This is a genomic window from Brevundimonas sp. NPDC046655, from assembly GCF_044901625.1.
Taxonomy (GTDB): Bacteria; Pseudomonadota; Alphaproteobacteria; order Caulobacterales; family Caulobacteraceae; genus Brevundimonas.
Window position 1 is genome coordinate 746,403 of sequence record NZ_JBJDPV010000001.1, and the last position, 15,660, is coordinate 762,062.

A 15,660-nucleotide genomic window follows, 5' to 3' on the forward strand; every position below is an offset into this window, starting at 1 on the left:
AGGCCCCCGCTTGTCGCACCTGCTCCTTCGCGCCGCTCCGGCCTTCATCCTGACCGCCCTGGTCGCCGCCTGCGGGCCCGAGCCTCGCGAAGCCCCCACCGACGGCGACGCCGTGCGCGAACGCGCAGTCGAAGCCCAGACCGCCCGCAAACGCACCGGGGCTGAGCTTCAGGACCGCGCCCTGAACCGCGTCATCCGCACCGTCTATCTGTGCAACAACAGCGAGCGCCTGTCGGTGGATTTCGACAACCCGCGCCGGATGGCGACGGTGCGCAACTCGTCCGGCGAGGCCGTCGACCTGTTCCAGGAACGCGCCGCCGACGGCATCTGGTATCGCGCCAGCGGTTACGAGCTGCGCGGCAAAGGCGTTCAGGCGACCTGGACCGCCGATGGGCGCGAACCGACCGAATGTCGCGCCGTGGACTAGGCGAAGGTCGCCAGCCGCTCGTCCAGCCGACGCCGCACCTCGGGCCAGTCTTCGTCCAGAACCGCGAACTGCGCCGTGTCGCGCACGCGTCCGGTCCAGGTGATCTTATGCTTCTTCAGCACGCCCTCCTCGCGCGCGCCCAGCTTGCGGATGGCGGCCGCGCTGGCCGTGTTCAGGGCGTCTGTGATGATCTCGACCCGCACCGCCCCCGCGTCGAAGGCATGGCACAGCAACAGCCGCTTGCACGCCGGATTGACCGGCCCGCCGCGCGCATCCGGCCGATAGAAGGTGGAGCCGACCTCGCAGCGCCGATGCTCGGGCTTGATCTCATAGAGGCTGGTCGTGCCGACCACCGCCCCGTCGCTGATCCCCCGCACGGCGAAGGCGATGCGCGAGCCGCTCGCCATAGGCCGCGCTGACCATGCCGCTCCAGGCCTCGGGATCGCAGTCCAGCGCCGCCCTCACCTCGCCCTCCAGCGCCGCCGTGAACGGCTCCAGCCGGACAAAGCGATCCTGAAGAACGACGGGGTTCAGCTTCACGCCGCCGCACCTTCCTCGATCAGGAAGGCCCGCACCGCGTCGGCGTCCACGTCCTTGTCGGTAAAGGCGTCGCCGATAGCCCGCGCCAGGATCAGCGTCAGTCGCCCGCCTTCGGCCTTCTTGTCCCCCGCCATCCGCCCGATCAGGGCGTCGGCGTTGAAGATCTGTTCGACGTCGGCCAGCCGCGTCGGCAGGCCCGCCGCCCTGATCCCCGCCTCGGCCTTTTCGGTGTCCGCGACTGAACATAGCCCCTGACGGGCCGAGAACCGGAAGGCCATGGCGCAGCCCAGGGCCACCGCCTCGCCATGGGTCAGGGCGTCGCCAAAGCCCAGTTCGGCCTCCAGCGCGTGTCCGAAGGTGTGACCCAGATTCAGCAGGGCGCGCCTCCCCGTCTCCTTCTCGTCCTCGCCGACGATCTGGGCCTTGATCTCGACCGATCGGATGACTGCTCGCTCCAAGGCGTCGGGATCGCCCTCGGCGCCCGCCTTCCCTTCTCCGCCCAGCCAGTCAAAGAAGGCGGCGTCGCAGATCAGCCCGTGCTTCAACACCTCGGCCCAGCCCGAACGCACCTGTCTCACCGGCAGGGTGGCCAGGGCCTCGATGTCGGCCAGCACCAGTCGCGGCTGATGGAAGGCGCCGATCAGGTTCTTGCCGCGCGGCGTGTCGATGGCCGTCTTGCCCCCGACCGAGGAATCCACCTGGGCCAGCAAGGTCGTCGGAACCTGCACGAAGTCGATGCCGCGCATGAACAGGGCCGCCGTCAGCCCGGCCAGATCGCCCACGACGCCGCCGCCCAAAGCCACGACCAGACTCTTGCGATCCAGCCCCTCGGCCAGCAGCCGGTCCAGCACCGCCTGAAGCTGTTCGAACGACTTGGACGCCTCGCCCGCCGGAACCGTCACAACGCCTGTCGCCAGCCCCGCAGCCTCCAGCGAGGCGCGCACCGTCTCGCCGTGAATGGCCGCGACGGTCTCGTCGCTGACGATGAAGGCCCGCGTGGGCTTCAGGGCTCCAACCCGCGCGCCCGCCTCTTTCAGCAGCCCCCGCCCGACCACGACCTCATAGGCGGCGAAGCCCTCGCCCCCGACCGGGATCGTCGTCGTCATTTCTGCCTCTCCTCGCGGGCGTGGCGCCGCAGTTCTCGAATGATCGCCTCGACCGCCTGGCCGTGCGAGCCGCCGCCGACGTCCACCGTCAGATCGGCCTCCGCATAGATGGGATAGCGGGCCTCGGCCAACTGGCTCAGGGCCTCCAGCGGATCGCGTCCACGCAGCAGGGGCCGAGTGTCGCGGCGCTGCACCCGTTCGGCGATCACCTTCAGGTCGGCGCGCATCCAGACGCTGACCGAGTGCTTCTTCATCAGGGCCCGCGTCTCGGGGTTCATCATGGCCCCGCCGCCGGTCGCCAGGACGATCGGCGGGCCTTCCAGCAGACGGCGCATGATTCGCGCCTCTCCAGACCGGAACTCGGCCTCGCCCCGGCTGGCGAAGATTTCGCTGACGCTCATGCCGGCGGCGGTCTCGATCTCATGATCGCCGTCGTGGAAGGGCAGGCCCAGCCGCTGCGCCAGTCGGCGACCCACCGTCGATTTGCCCACGCCCATCAGCCCCACCAGGGTTATGGTGCGGTCGGGCGTCAAGGACGGCGACAGAGGCGAGGAATCGGGCGAGGCGTCGGCAGGCATGGTTCCGCTATTCTCTACACGACCCGGCCGTTCGCTCCACACCTCTGTTGAGCACGCCGCATGACGCCCCAGGTCGAGGCCTTTCTGGAAATGATGGCGGTCGAGCGCGACGCCTCGCCCCACACCCTGTCCGCCTATGGCCGTGACCTGGCCGACGCCGAAACCTGGCTGGGCGACGCGGGCGGATTAATGGGCGCGTCTCAGGAAGCGGTCGAAGCCTGGTTCGCCGACCTGTCGCGGCGCGGCCTGTCGGCGGCCACGGCGGCGCGCAGACGCTCCTCCGTGCGTCAGTTCTACCGTTTCGCCCTGGGCGAGGGCTGGCGAAGCGATGACCCGTCGCGCCGCATCGACGCCCCCAAACAGGGCCGCAGCCTGCCCAAGACCCTCAGCCGCGATGAGATAGAAGCGCTTCTCGCCGCCTCCGGCGCCGCCGATAGCGCGGCGGGGCTGCGCCTCGTGGCCCTCGTCGAGATGGCCTATGCCTCAGGGCTGCGCGTGTCCGAACTGCTGGCGCTCAAGGTCGAGGCCGTGCGTCGCGACCCCGCCTATCTGATCGTCCGCGGCAAGGGCGGCAAGGAACGGCTGGCTCCCCTCAACGCCGCCGCGCGCGAGGCGATCAAGGCCTGGCTCGACGCCCGCGACGCCGCGCGCCAGCCGAACACGCCCGGCAGCGCCTGGCTCTTTCCCTCTCACGGCAAGACCGGCCACCTGACGCCCCGCCGCTTCGCCCAGTTGCTGGATCAGGCGGCGCTGGCGGCCAATATCGACCCTGCCCGCGTCAGCCCCCACGTCCTGCGCCACGCCTTCGCCACCCATCTGCTGGAAGGCGGCGCCGACCTGCGTGTGGTCCAGACCCTGCTGGGTCACGCCGACATCTCGACCACCCAGATCTACACCCACGTCGCCACCGACCGACTGGCCCAGGTCGTCCATTCCAGGCACCCCTTGGCGAAGGACGACTGAACCCGGCTTGCCCCACGGCGTTCCCCGCACTAGTTTCCGCCGCTTTCCGTAGCGCCAACGGCGCTTCTCCTCACGGACGCCTTATGGCCACGCACTATCTCGAATTCGAAAAGCCCATCGCCGAGCTGGAAGCCAAGATCGCGGAGCTGTCGCATCTGGCCCCGACCAGCGGCTCGTTCGAGACCGAGATCGCCGCCCTGCGCAAGAAGGCCGACGCCCTGCGGGTGAAGACCTACGCCAACCTCGACCCGTGGATGCGCACCCAGGTCGCGCGCCACCCGCAGCGCCCGCACTTCATCGACTACATCGACGGCCTCTTCACCGATTTCGTGGAGTTGCACGGCGACCGTCAATTCGGCGACGACCAGGCCATCCTCGGCGGTCTGGCCCGCTTCCGCGGCCACCCGGTCGTGGTCATGGGCCACGAAAAGGGTCACGACACCCAGACGCGCATCACCCACAACTTCGGCATGGCCCGCCCCGAGGGCTATCGCAAGGCCGTCCGCCTGATGGACATGGCCGAGCAGTTCGGCCTGCCGGTCCTGACCTTCGTCGACACCGCCGGCGCCTATCCGGGTCTGGGCGCCGAAGAGCGCGGTCAGGCCGAGGCCATCGCCCGCTCGACCGAGCGCGGGCTGACCCTGGGCGTGCCCTCCATCGCCACGGTGACGGGCGAGGGCGGTTCGGGCGGCGCCATCGCCATCGCCGCTGCCAGCCGCGTGCTGATGCTGGAGCATTCGATCTATTCGGTCATCTCGCCGGAAGGCGCGGCCGGCATCCTGTGGCGCGACGGCTCGCGCGCCAAGGACGCCGCCATGGCCATGAAGATCACCGCCCCCGACCTGATGGCGATGAAGATCGTCGACCGCGTGATCCCCGAGCCCATGGGCGGCGCCCACACCGCTCGCGACCAGGCCATCAAGTCCGTCGGCGACGTGCTGGAAGACGAGCTGAAGTCGCTGTCGTCGCTGTCGGCGGAGCAAATCCGCAAGGCCCGCGCCGACCGCTTCTACGCCATCGGCCGTCTGGGCTGATCGCTCATTGCACGGCGGCTTCGCGCCGCCGAAGCTGACGCCATGCGAATCGGTTTCTCGCCCCTCCTGAACCTCGGGGCCTTGTCATGCGCGGCATGAACGGGGTCGGCGAATCCCTGCGCGAAAGTGCGGTGTTCAACTTCGCGGGCGCGGTGACCATGGTCATCGACGATTCGCCCTTCGCCCTGGAACTTACGGCCCAGGCCCTGCTCGGCTTCGGCATCAAGGTGCGTCACGCCTGCAGCAGCGCCGCCCAGGCCATCGCCGTCCTGCGCGACCGCCCGGTCGATCTGATCCTGGTCGACTGCGAGATGCCGGGCATGAGCGGCTATGAGTTCGTGCGCTGGCTGCGCCGTTCGGGGTTGGAGCCCAACGCCTTCGCCCCGGTCATCATGACCGCCGCCCACGTGCGCCGCTCCAAGGTCAGCGAGGCCCGCGACTGCGGCGCCAACTTCCTGATCACCAAGCCGTTCAGCGCCGGGGTGCTGTTGGAGCGCATCGTCTGGGTCGCCCGCGACGCCCGCCCCTTCCTTGAAGTCGGCGACTATTTCGGGCCTGATCGTCGCTTCCACTCCGTACCTTGGGAGGGGCCCGAGCGCCGTTCCGAGGAAATCCGCAAGGCCGAATTCGAAGCCCAACGCAGAGCGTCGATCGAACTATGACCGTCATCACGCACAATCGCCGTCGTTCCCGCCTCTCGACCCTGATCGACCAGCCGGGCGGAGTCAGCGCCGGCGTCGCCTTGGCCCAGGCCAAGGCCAACCTGGCCGAGATGGCGGACCGCAGCCGCGCGGTGATCGAAGAACAGGTCTCGGCGCTGGCCGCGCTTCAGCCCGCCGCCCCGCTCGAGGAGTCCAACCGCCTTCTTGATAAGGCCTACGACCATTCCAGCGCCGTGATTGACGCCGCCGGTCCTTTCGAGCTCAAGGACCTGTGCGCCGCCGCCGCCAACCTGTGCGACCTGATCGACGCCGCGCCCGAGGACAAGCCCTTCGACTGGCGCATCGTCACCGTCCACGCCCAGGCCCTGCGCCTGCTGCTGACCCTGCCGGCCGAGGCCGCAGAGGCCCGCACCCAGGTGCTGGCCAGCCTCAAGGACGTGCTGAAGGCCAAGGTCCCGGGCGGTCAGTCCGCCGACTGAATCTGGCTCTTCGCGCCGCGCGTCTGCTTGCGCCACAGGCTGGCGTATTCCCCGCCCTGACGCGCCACCAGCTCGTGATGGGCCCCGCGCTCGACGATCCGCCCGGCCTTGAGCACCAGAATCTGCTCGGCGTCGGCTACGGTCGACAGGCGGTGCGCCACCACCAGGGTCGTCCGACCCGCCCGCGCCTTTCGCAGCGTCTTCTGGATGGCGGCCTCGGTGCGGCTGTCCAGGGCGCTGGTCGCCTCGTCCAGAATGAGAATGCAGGGATCGGCCAGCAGGGCGCGGGCGATGCCCACGCGCTGACGTTCGCCGCCTGACAGCTTCAGACCCCGCTCTCCCACGCGCGTCTCCATGCCTTCGGGCAGGTCGCGGATGAAGTCGGCCAGTTCCGCCGCCTCGGCCGCCGCCCAGATGGCCGCCTCGTCGGCGTTCGGCCGGGCGAAGGCGATGTTGGCGCGGATGCTGTCGTTGAACAGGGCCACGTCCTGAGGCACCAGGGCCACCGCCGCGCGCAGCGAGGCCTGCGTCACCGATCGCGCATCATGGCCGTCGATCAGCACGCGGCCTTCCTGCGGGTCCAGCAGGCGCAGGGCCAGCTTGACGATCGTCGACTTGCCCGCCCCCGACGGCCCGACCAGAGCCGTGGTCGTTCCCGCCGGGACGACAAAGCTGACATCGTCCAGTCCCGCCGCCCGTGCATCGTGACGGAAGCCGACATGGTCGAACACGACCTCAGCCCCGCAGCCGCTGGCGGGGCGCGGCAGGGCGAAGGCGTCAGGCGCGTCGGCCACCTGCGGCGCCTGGCGGGTCACCTTCAGCATTTCCTCCATGTCGATGAAGGACTGGCGGATTTCCCGATAGGCGAAGCCCAGGATGTTCAGCGGCGCATACAGCGAAATCATGATCAGCACCGCCGCCGTCACGTCGCCTGGCCCCATCCGACCCGCCGCCGCCTCGAACCCGGCCATCACGGCCATGATGCCCAGGCCGACGTTCATGATCAGACCCTGGACCAGGTTCAGCGTCGCCAGCGAGGTGTTGGCCTTCAGCGCCGCATCCACATAGGTCGACAGCGACTGGTCATAGGCCTCGGCCGCGCGGCCTTCGGCCCCGAAAGACTTCACCGTCTCATAGTTGAGCAGGGCGTCGACGCTGAGGCCCGCCGCCTCGCTGTCGGCGGCGTTCATGGCGCGGCGATGCTCCAGCCGCCAGTTGGCCATGGCGAAGGTCGCGGTCGCATAGACGGCCACCACCCCGATCGCCACCGCGCCGAAGCGCCAGTCATACTTGCCGCTCAGCACCGCCGCCGCCAGCGCCAGCTCGACCACGGTCGGGCCCAGGTTGAAGACCAGGATGCGCAGCAGGAAGTCCACGGCCCGCGAGCCTCGATCCATGGTCCGCGACAGGGCGCCCGACCGCTTGGTCTGGTGGAAATCCAGCGACAGGCTGAGAGCGTGGGCAAAGGTCTCGGCCGCCGTCCGGCGCTGCGCCGCCGCCCGCACCGGCGCGAACACCACGTCCGACAGCTGCGGCGTCGCGGCCGACAGGAAGCGCACAAGGGCCCAGCCCACGGCGAAGGCGGCGAAACCCCAGCCCACGGCCGCCGCCGCGCCCTGCCCCGCCGCCAGATGGTTGACCGCCGCGCCCAGAATCAGAGGGGCCGCCACGCCCAGCGCCTTGCCCGCAAGCGTCAGGCCAATGGCGCCGGTGATGCGCAGATACAGTTGCGGCGCGCCGGAACGACCGACCACGCGCAGCAGATCGCCGAGGGCCTGCAGGGTCGGCGGCGCCTCCTGCTTCACCTCGGCCTGTCCGGCGGCCATCGCCTTGACCGTGGAATCGCCCCGTCGGCCGGATCGTTCACCGCGCATTGCCATGCTCCAGCATATGGGCCGCGCCTTGCCGGAGCGAAAGCGACATTCAGTTCAGGCTCGCGATGGCTTCAAGCAGTTCGTCCACCGCGCCTTCGGTCGTCGCCCAGGAACAGACGAACCGCACCGACCCGTCGTCGAACTGGTAACAGGCCCAACCCAGGGCGTTCAGTCTCTGATGCGCCTCCTCGGGCATCCGCACGAAGACGGCGTTGGATTCGACCGGATGGGCCAGGACGAAGGGCGAGCGCTCCTCGATCCCCTCGGCCAACCGCTGGGCCATCAGATTGGCGTGGGCCGCCCCGGTCTCCCAGGCGCCCGATTCCAGCAGGCCCAGGATCGGCGCCGACAGGAACCGTCCCTTGGAGGCCGTCTGCCCGGCCTGCTTCAACCGGTTGTCGATCCGTCGTGTCAGGCTCTTGTTGAAGATGACCAGGGCCTCGGCGCAATTCGCCCCCGCCTTGGCCCCGCCGAACACCAGAACATCGACGCCCAGACGCGGAATGTCCTTCAGGTCGAAGCCCGCCGCGACGGCGTTGGCCAGCCGCGCTCCGTCCATATGGACGCCCAGTCCCGCCAGCTTGGCGGGTTCGATCAGGTGGCGCAGTTCTTCTTCGGAATAGACCGCGCCGTATTCGGTCGCCTGGGTGACGCTGAGCGCCGCCGCCGGCTGGCGATGGCCGACCACCGGCTCCTCCAGCGCCGCGCGCAGGGCCAGCCCGTCGATCTTGCCCGAGTAGCCTGGCAATCCGATCAGGCCGACGCCATGCCCGAAGAAGCCGGGCGCCCCGGTCTCGTCTGTGCAGATATGGGCCGCATGATGCGTCAGCACCGCCTCATAGGGCTGGGTCAGCATGGAGACGGCGATGGCGTTGGCCGCCGTGCCGCTGAAGACGAAGCGCACCTCGGCGTCGGCGTCCAGCCGCTGGCGAATCTGATCCGCCGCCCGCGCCGTGACCTCGTCGGCGCCATAGGCCCGCGCGAAGCCGCCGTTGGCCGCCGCCAGGGCTTCCAGCGCGGCGGGCGCCATCCCGGCAGTGTTGTCCGATCCGAAGTCGTAACGCACGCGTCAGTCTTCCTGTTGTTCTGCCGGCGCCATGACGATGCGGGCGAATTGGGCGTCCTTGGCCGGCACTTCCACCTGATGCGGGAAGGGTATCTCGATTCCGGCGGCGTCGAGCGCCTCCTTGCCGCCCTGCATCAGGTCGGCCTGGCTCTGCCACCAGTCGGCGACATTGACCCAGGCGTGCAGGGTGACCTCGACCGAGCTGTCCAGCAGGGCCGTCACGCCCGTCCAGGGCATCGGATCCTTCAACACCTTGTCGTGCGCTGTGGCCACGCCGGCGATCACGTCGCAGGCGTCCTTCAGGTTCTCGCCATAGCCGACCGTGAACTTGATCTCGATCCGGCGCGTGCGCTGACCCGTCAGATTGATGATGACGTCGCTCAGCACCTTGGAGTTGGGAATGACGATCTTGTGGTTGTTGGCGTTCGACAACTGGGTGGTGAACAGGTCCAGCTTCTGCACCGTGCCCGAGGCGCCGCCCACGTCGATCACCTCGCCCACGCGATAGGGGCGCAGCACCAGCAGCATGACCCCCGCCGCGACGTTCGACAGCGTGCCCTGAAGGGCCAGACCCACCGCCAGAGAGGCCGCGCCCAGAACCGCGATGATGGAGGTCGTCTGCACGCCCAGACGCTGCAGCACGGCGATCAAACCGATGATGATGACCACCACACGCACGACCTGAGCCGCAAAGCTCAGCACCGTCTGGTCGTGCCGGAACGCCCGCATCCGCCCCAGCACCCTCCGCGTCACCCCGGACGCCCAACGGGCGACGAACAGGGTCACGGCGAAGATCAGCGCGGCGATCGTCAGGTTGATCGCCAGATCGCCGGCCATGTCGGCCAGCTTGGCCACGATGGCGGCGTCGACCGTCAGCCGCTTTTCGCCGGCGGCTACCGTCTGCGTCAGGGTTTCGTGCAGGAAAGACATGACCTTGGGTCTAGCGCCTGCCCCGGCGAATGGAAGCCCTGCACGTCAGGCTTTGCGCGAAAGATTGCGATGCAAAAAACTCAGGCGCATCCATGGCGGCCCGTGAGACGACGGTTCAGGCGGCGACCGCTGTTCCCTCAGCCGCATCGCCGGCCTGACGCAGCGCCGCCCGCCCGCCCGGCACCTGGGCCATCAACCCGGCCAGGCTGCGGAAATCAATCGGCTTGTTCAGATAGGCGTCCGCGCCCGCGGCCAGACCCGCCTCGTGATCCTCGATCCGAGCGGAAGCCGACAGGACGACAATGGGCGTATCGCCATTGACGCCTCGCCCTTCGCGAATAAGCCGCGTCGCGCTCAACCCGTCCATTACCGGCATGTTCACGTCCATGATGATCAGGTCGAAGCGCTGGCTCTTGGCCAGATCCACCGCCAGTTGGCCGTTCTCGGCGGTGCTGGTCCGGTGTCCGGCGGAGCCCATCCAGGCCTCCAGAATCATGCGGTTGACCGGGTGATCCTCGACCACCAGCACGTCCAGATGATCACCGCCGTCGATGTCGGCGTCGATGACCTCGACCGCTTCGGCGCGGCTCCATTCGACCACCTCGCCCTCGATGGACAGGGTGAAGGTCGAGCCCTCGCCAAGGCGAGACGACACCGTGATGTCGCCGCCCATGATCTGAGCCATCCGCCGGGCGATGGTCAGGCCCAGACCGGTGCCGCCAAATTTGCGGGTGGAGGAGTTGTCGACCTGGGTGAAGGGCTGGAACAGCCGCTCCAGGTCCTCGCGCGAAATACCCGATCCGCTGTCGGTGACCGAGAACTCAAAGCCGACGCGGCGATCCGAGATGCGGCGCCCCCGGATCGTGTAACGGATTTCGCCCTGGTCTGTGAACTTGACGGCGTTCGACAACAGGTTCTGCACGACCTGACAGACCCGCAGAGGGTCCCCCCGAACCACCGACGGAATCTCGCCCTCGAAGACCGAGACCAGCGCCAGCCCCTTGGCTTCGGCCTGGGCCTCGAACGGCCCGATGACGCGACGATGCAGGTCGTCCATCTGAACATCGACCACGTCGAAGCTCATCTTGCCGGCCTCGATCTTGGTCATGTCCAGGATGTCGTTCAGCAGGCTCAGCAGATTGTCGCCCGAGTTGCGGATGATAGACAGATACTCGCGCTGCGTGCCTTCCAGCCGGGTCGCGCTCAGCAACTGCGCGGCGCCGAGCACCCCGTTCATCGGGGTGCGCAGTTCGTGCGAAATGACACCGAGGAAGCTGGACTTGGCTTCGTTCGCGGCGTCCGCCTTGTCTCTCGCCGCTTCCAATTCCTCGATCAGATGGGCCTGATGCTCCTGGAAGGCGCGAATACGGTCCTCACGCAGCATGGTCATGGTGACCAGAACAAACAGGCTGGCCGCCGTGAACGGGACCAAGGCCAGGAACGGCCAGAACAGCGGCCCGCCAAACAGGCTCACGGCGATGATCGCCGCCGCCCCGCCATAAGGCGAGGAAATCATGATGGCCTGTCGCGGCGAGCTCCGAAGCTGCGCGAAAACCAGAACATAGCCCGACACCAGCAGGGCGATCGCCAGTTCACGCCCGAACGGCGACTGGGAGAACCAGGCCATCAGCGGAGCGACGGCCCACACCGCCGTCGTCGCCGTGGCCACGGCGGGGAAGACCATGCCCCAGCCCGCGCCGACCCTTTGGCTGACGCGCTTCTCCACTTCGCCGCGCAAGGCGCCGGCGGCCAGCGTCGCGGCGAACCAGGTCAGTCCGGGGGCCAGGCCGACGGTGGCGATGACGCCGACCGCCCAGCTTACGATGATCAGATAGCGCAGATAATGGGTCTGCAGGATCGCGGTCAGCGCTTGTGCAGCTTCGCCGGGTGCCTGCCCGTCCAACCCCTTGATCCCGTCAGAACCTACCATTCGCTAGCCCCCGCCTTTGCAAATCAGTACGGAGCGGACGCTAGGGTGAAGATTCTAAGACGAGATGAATACGTTTTCCTACGTACCAAATTGATACGGGCGCGCCGTCAGCCGGCCTCGCTCAACGTAAGGGCGCGCACAGCCAGGGCATGAACCGGCCCCGCCAATTCCTCCTTCAGCACGGCGTTGATCGCACGTTGGCGCGCTACGCGCCCCTGTCCTTCAAAGACGTCAGACACAATGGTCAGCTGAAAATGGCTCTCGCCGCCGTCCCTGGCGTCTATGCCGCCTTCATGATGATGGCCGGCGTGCTTCCAGCTGTCGTCCTCCAGCTCGATCCTGTGCGGAGCGAAGGCTGCTGTCAGTTTTTCGCGGATAAGTGCCGCCACGGGGCCGTCTGACATCGGTCGTTCCTTGAAGCTGTCCAATTCCAGCTTACACTTGGGTCGATGTCCGCGTCATTTGAATACAAGCCTCGCTTCACCGATATCCGCGTGAAGCCGCCCAAGCCTGAGGAAGAGCAGGCCGAAGCCGACGTCCTGCACCTGAAGCCGGGCGAAAAGGCGTGCCAGTGGCCGGACTGCAGCCGCCCCGCGACGGCCAAGGCGCCGAAGTCGCGCGACCAGCTGGCCGACTTCTATGATTTCTGTCAGGCCCATGCGGGCCAGTACAACAAGGGCTGGAACTTCTACGCGGGCATGAGCGAGGGCGAGATTCGCGCCGCCCAGGAAAACGAGGCCATGACCGGCGGCCGCCCGACCTGGGAGATGAAGGCCGGCAAGAACACGCGCGAAGCCGCCGCCTTCGCCGCCAAGATGGGCACCGCCAATACTGAAGGCGCCGGGTCATGGCGCGACAGCTTCGGCCTCTTCGGGCGCCGCACCCATGAACAGGCCGGTCCGGCGGCGGCCGAGGTCCATCGCATCGGCAAGATCGAGCTCGCGGCCCTGACCGCTCTCGACCTGAAGCCCGGCGCGGACAAGGCGGCCATCAAGGCTCGCTATCATGAACTGCTGAAACGCTTCCATCCGGACACCAACGGCGGCGATCGCGGGGCCGAGGCCAAGCTTCAGAACGTCATCAAGGCCTGGAAAACCTTGAAGAAGGCCGGTCACGCCTGAGGCTTCTCAGCAGCCCGCCCGACCGGGCCGGCCCGTCGATCCGCGTGACCTTCTCCCCGGCCCCGTCCCAGATTTCCGCGAAAGCGCCGCCGGCCTCGTCCAGCATCATGCGCCGGGTTTCGCTGACCGCCTCCGGCCAACTGTCTGCATCCAGCGCGAACATATGTGGCGTGCCTTCAGGCGCGTCATAGACGTAGCAAAAGAACTGCGCGTGCATCTGCCTTGCCCCTTCCCCGACGGAAGTGATGGACAAATTGTTAACACCCCCTTGTGGATTACACGAATCACAGAACCGTTGTTTCTGAACGACTGACGCCCATATGCGAGTCCTTGGAACGCCAAAGGAGTCGCCTCATGGAAGTCTTGTATCGCGCTCACGCCACTGCATCGGGAGGCGGCCGCGACGAGGGCCGCTCCGCCACCGACGACGGCAAGATCGACGTGCGCCTGTCCGTCCCCACCGAGATGGGCGGCAAGGGCGGCGACGGCACTAACCCCGAGCAGCTTTTCGCCACCGGCTACGCCGCCTGCTATCTCGGTGCTCTGCGTCTGGTCGCGGGCAAGGCCGGAACGCCGGTCGGCCCGGACACGAAGGTCGCCGCCGGCGTCGGCTTCGGCAAGAACACCCGCGGCGAAGGCTTCAATCTGGACGTGACCCTGCATGTCACCGACCACGGCCTGGATCAGGCGGTGATCGACGACCTTATCCACAAGGCGCATCAGGTCTGCCCCTATTCTAACGCCACGCGCGGCAACGTCGGCGTGGCCCTGAGCGCCGGCTGAGCCAGCGGCCATGAGCGCCGCGCCCCAGGTCCTGATCGTCGGCGCCGGTCCCGCGGGACTGGCGGCGGCCCTCTTCCTGTCGCGGCGCGGCGTGCCGGTTCGGATCATCGACGCGGCCGAGACGCCGACCGCCACCTCCAAGGCGCTCGGCGTCAATCCGCGCACCCTCGACCTGCTGGAACCGACCGGCGTCACCGCCCGCATCCTGGCCGAAGCCGGGACCGCCGCGCGGCTACACATCCATCGGCATGGGAAGACCCTAGCCGTCGTTCATTTGGACGAACTCGACGTCGGCGCACGCTTCCCCCTCGCCATCCTGCCCCAGGCCCGCACCGAAGCCCTGCTGACCGAAGTCCTGGCGGCGCGCGGCGTCACGGTCAAACGCAGCTTGGCCCTGACCGGTCTGTCGCAAGACGTCGAGGCCGTCACCGCTGTCCTATCGTCGGGCGAGACTGTGCGCGCGCCCCTGCTGTTCGCCGCCGACGGCGCCCATTCCACCGTGCGCAAGGCACTCGGTCTCGGCTTCCCTGGCGCCGCCTGGGCCGAGCCCTGGCAGTTGATCGACGTCGATCTGGTGGGCCCGCCGCCGGACGAGGCCTGGATCGACTTTCGCGACGACGCCGTCTTCGTCTGCCTGCCCTATTCGGGCACGCGATTCCGCCTGATCGGTTTCGGCCCGCCGCTGTTGGACAACCTGCCGGAGGGCTGGCGCGCGGGCGCCGTGCTGTGGCGCTCGGACTTCCACATCTCGCACCGCATGGCCTCGGCCATGAGCGTGGGTCGCGTCGCCCTGGGCGGAGACGCCGGTCACATCCACTCCCCCATCGGGGCGCGCGGCATGAACCTGGGGATCGAGGACGCCTTCGTCTTCGCCGATTGCGCCGCCGACTTCCTCAGCGGCGATCCGGAGCGAATCGAGGACTATGATCGCCTGCGCCGCCCGGTCGACAAGGCCGTCGTGCGCCGCGTCCGCGCCCTGACCAGCTTCGTGCGCAACACCGGCGCCGGGGCCGATCTGGCCCGCTGCGCAGCCATTCCCCTGGTCACCCGCCTGCCCTTCCTGATCGAACGCGTCGCGCGCATCGGTCTGGGTCTCGACCACCCGGTCGTGCTGCGCTAATCGACCTGTCATGACCTCCCCCCTCGACGCCTCGCCCGATCCCCTGGTCACGCTGGAGCCGCACCGCAAGGTGACGGTCAGGGAGGCGTTCGGCGTCGATTCCGACATGGTCGTACCCGCCTTCGACACGCGCGACAGCCATGTGCCCGAAATCGACGAGTCCTATCGCTTCGATCCGCAGACGACGCTCGCCATCTGCGCCGGCTTCGCCTTCGATCGCCGCGTCATGGTTCAGGGCTATCACGGCACCGGCAAGTCGACCCACATCGAACAGGTCGCCGCCCGCCTGAACTGGCCGCTGGTCCGCGTGAACCTGGACAGCCACATCAGCCGCATCGATCTGGTCGGCAAGGACGCCATCGTCCTGAAGGACGGCAAGCAGATCACCGAGTTCCGCGAGGGCATCCTGCCCTGGTCGCTGCAACGCCCGGTCGCCCTGGTCTTCGACGAATACGACGCGGGCCGTCCCGACGTCATGTTCGTGATCCAGCGCGTGCTTGAGGCCCAGGGCCGCCTGACCCTGCTGGACCAGAACCGCGTCATCCGCCCGAACCGCTGGTTCCGCCTGTTCTCGACCACCAACACCATCGGCCTGGGCGACACCTCGGGCCTGTATCACGGCACCCAGCAGATCAACCAGGGTCAGATGGACCGCTGGAACATCGTCACCACCCTGAACTACCTGGACCACGACGTCGAAGCCGAGATCGTCGCCGCCAAGATCCCCGAGTGGAACGACGCCGAAGGCAAGCGCCGCATCGCCGCCATGGTCCGCGTCGCCGACATGACCCGCAACGCCTTCATGAACGGCGACATCTCGACCGTCATGTCGCCGCGCACGGTCATCACCTGGGCCCAGAACGCCATCATCTTCGGCGGCGACCTGGCCCTGTCCTTCCGCCTGACCTTCCTGAACAAGTGCGACGAGCTGGAACGCCCCACCATCGCCGAGTTCTACCAGCGCGCCTTCGGCGAGGACCTGCCCGAAGCCGCCACGCGGGTGAAGATCGGCTGATCCGGCCTTTGCTCCGGCGACGGAACGCCACA

At 68.1% G+C, this 15,660-nt stretch carries 19 protein-coding genes; 9 read left to right on the forward strand and 10 right to left on the reverse strand.

The window, feature by feature from the left end:
• Window positions 1-10: 10 nt before the first annotated feature.
• Entirely contained in the window at window positions 11-427 is a 417-nt protein-coding gene (locus tag ACI2KI_RS03590; RefSeq protein ID WP_312062572.1) for an MliC family protein, read from the forward strand.
• On the opposite strand, the gene ACI2KI_RS03595 is transcribed toward ACI2KI_RS03590, so the two are convergent.
• The 4 genes from ACI2KI_RS03595 to ACI2KI_RS03610 are packed head-to-tail and all read right to left on the reverse strand — an operon-like array spanning window position 424 to window position 2,651.
• Entirely contained in the window at window positions 424-834 is a 411-nt protein-coding gene (locus ACI2KI_RS03595) for a GNAT family N-acetyltransferase (RefSeq protein WP_404617807.1), read from the reverse strand. The two genes, ACI2KI_RS03590 and ACI2KI_RS03595, sit on opposite strands and share 4 nt — an antisense overlap.
• On the reverse strand, window positions 755-967 hold the full coding sequence (locus tag ACI2KI_RS03600) for a hypothetical protein (protein ID WP_404617809.1): 213 nt from the start codon (window positions 965-967) through the stop codon (window positions 755-757). The genes ACI2KI_RS03595 and ACI2KI_RS03600 overlap by 80 nt, the downstream gene beginning before the upstream one ends.
• Complete coding sequence (aroB, locus tag ACI2KI_RS03605; protein WP_404617811.1) at window positions 964-2,073, reverse strand: 3-dehydroquinate synthase; 1,110 nt, start codon at window positions 2,071-2,073, stop codon at window positions 964-966. The genes ACI2KI_RS03600 and aroB overlap by 4 nt, the downstream gene beginning before the upstream one ends.
• On the reverse strand, window positions 2,070-2,651 hold the full coding sequence (locus ACI2KI_RS03610; protein WP_312062578.1) for a shikimate kinase: 582 nt from the start codon (window positions 2,649-2,651) through the stop codon (window positions 2,070-2,072). The genes aroB and ACI2KI_RS03610 overlap by 4 nt, the downstream gene beginning before the upstream one ends.
• A gap of 60 nt (window positions 2,652-2,711) precedes the next feature.
• On the opposite strand from ACI2KI_RS03610, the gene ACI2KI_RS03615 reads away from it, so the two are divergent.
• The 4 genes from ACI2KI_RS03615 to ACI2KI_RS03630 all read left to right on the forward strand — a co-directional run bounded on the left by ACI2KI_RS03615 (window position 2,712) and on the right by ACI2KI_RS03630 (window position 5,789).
• A complete protein-coding gene (locus ACI2KI_RS03615) occupies window positions 2,712-3,614 on the forward strand; it encodes a site-specific tyrosine recombinase XerD (RefSeq protein ID WP_404617813.1) in 903 nt (300 codons plus the stop codon).
• An 83-nt stretch (window positions 3,615-3,697) separates the two neighbouring features.
• Complete coding sequence (locus tag ACI2KI_RS03620) at window positions 3,698-4,648, forward strand: acetyl-CoA carboxylase carboxyltransferase subunit alpha (RefSeq protein WP_404617815.1); 951 nt, start codon at window positions 3,698-3,700, stop codon at window positions 4,646-4,648.
• Window positions 4,649-4,734: 86 nt separating this feature from the next.
• Window positions 4,735-5,310: a response regulator gene (locus ACI2KI_RS03625; protein ID WP_312062583.1), complete on the forward strand. Its 576-nt coding sequence runs from the start codon at window positions 4,735-4,737 to the stop codon at window positions 5,308-5,310.
• Window positions 5,307-5,789 (forward strand): chemotaxis protein CheE, encoded by a 483-nt coding sequence (locus ACI2KI_RS03630; protein ID WP_404617817.1) that lies wholly within the window; start codon window positions 5,307-5,309, stop codon window positions 5,787-5,789. Before ACI2KI_RS03625 ends, ACI2KI_RS03630 begins: the two co-directional genes overlap by 4 nt.
• Here ACI2KI_RS03630 and ACI2KI_RS03635 read toward each other — a convergent pair.
• The 5 genes from ACI2KI_RS03635 to ACI2KI_RS03655 all read right to left on the reverse strand — a co-directional run bounded on the left by ACI2KI_RS03635 (window position 5,774) and on the right by ACI2KI_RS03655 (window position 11,993).
• Window positions 5,774-7,663 carry an ABCB family ABC transporter ATP-binding protein/permease gene (locus ACI2KI_RS03635; RefSeq protein ID WP_404617819.1) on the reverse strand — a complete coding sequence of 630 codons (1,890 nt, stop codon included), beginning with the start codon at window positions 7,661-7,663 and terminating at the stop codon, window positions 5,774-5,776. The two genes, ACI2KI_RS03630 and ACI2KI_RS03635, sit on opposite strands and share 16 nt — an antisense overlap.
• A gap of 49 nt (window positions 7,664-7,712) precedes the next feature.
• Entirely contained in the window at window positions 7,713-8,729 is a 1,017-nt protein-coding gene (locus tag ACI2KI_RS03640; RefSeq protein WP_404617821.1) for a threonine aldolase family protein, read from the reverse strand.
• A 3-nt stretch (window positions 8,730-8,732) separates the two neighbouring features.
• Window positions 8,733-9,659, reverse strand: coding sequence for a mechanosensitive ion channel family protein (locus ACI2KI_RS03645; protein ID WP_404617823.1), 927 nt, complete (start codon window positions 9,657-9,659; stop codon window positions 8,733-8,735).
• A gap of 115 nt (window positions 9,660-9,774) precedes the next feature.
• Window positions 9,775-11,589 carry an ATP-binding protein gene (locus ACI2KI_RS03650; protein WP_404617825.1) on the reverse strand — a complete coding sequence of 605 codons (1,815 nt, stop codon included), beginning with the start codon at window positions 11,587-11,589 and terminating at the stop codon, window positions 9,775-9,777.
• 107 nt (window positions 11,590-11,696) lie between these two features.
• Complete coding sequence (locus ACI2KI_RS03655; protein ID WP_312062594.1) at window positions 11,697-11,993, reverse strand: BolA family protein; 297 nt, start codon at window positions 11,991-11,993, stop codon at window positions 11,697-11,699.
• A 45-nt stretch (window positions 11,994-12,038) separates the two neighbouring features.
• Between ACI2KI_RS03655 and ACI2KI_RS03660 the strand changes: the two genes are divergently transcribed.
• The gene (locus ACI2KI_RS03660; protein WP_292083013.1) at window positions 12,039-12,710 is read left to right on the forward strand and encodes a J domain-containing protein; all 672 of its coding nucleotides are present in this window, start codon (window positions 12,039-12,041) and stop codon (window positions 12,708-12,710) included.
• On the opposite strand, the gene ACI2KI_RS03665 is transcribed toward ACI2KI_RS03660, so the two are convergent.
• On the reverse strand, window positions 12,670-12,927 hold the full coding sequence (locus ACI2KI_RS03665; RefSeq protein WP_292083014.1) for a hypothetical protein: 258 nt from the start codon (window positions 12,925-12,927) through the stop codon (window positions 12,670-12,672). The two genes, ACI2KI_RS03660 and ACI2KI_RS03665, sit on opposite strands and share 41 nt — an antisense overlap.
• A gap of 137 nt (window positions 12,928-13,064) precedes the next feature.
• Here ACI2KI_RS03665 and ACI2KI_RS03670 point away from each other — a divergent pair, with 137 nt between their 5' ends.
• The 3 genes from ACI2KI_RS03670 to cobS are packed head-to-tail and all read left to right on the forward strand — an operon-like array spanning window position 13,065 to window position 15,628.
• Window positions 13,065-13,493: an organic hydroperoxide resistance protein gene (locus ACI2KI_RS03670; RefSeq protein ID WP_404617828.1), complete on the forward strand. Its 429-nt coding sequence runs from the start codon at window positions 13,065-13,067 to the stop codon at window positions 13,491-13,493.
• A gap of 10 nt (window positions 13,494-13,503) precedes the next feature.
• The gene (locus tag ACI2KI_RS03675; protein WP_404617830.1) at window positions 13,504-14,613 is read left to right on the forward strand and encodes an FAD-dependent monooxygenase; all 1,110 of its coding nucleotides are present in this window, start codon (window positions 13,504-13,506) and stop codon (window positions 14,611-14,613) included.
• Window positions 14,614-14,623: 10 nt separating this feature from the next.
• A complete protein-coding gene (gene cobS, locus ACI2KI_RS03680) occupies window positions 14,624-15,628 on the forward strand; it encodes a cobaltochelatase subunit CobS (RefSeq protein WP_292083017.1) in 1,005 nt (334 codons plus the stop codon).
• The last annotated feature ends 32 nt before the right edge of the window (window positions 15,629-15,660 follow it).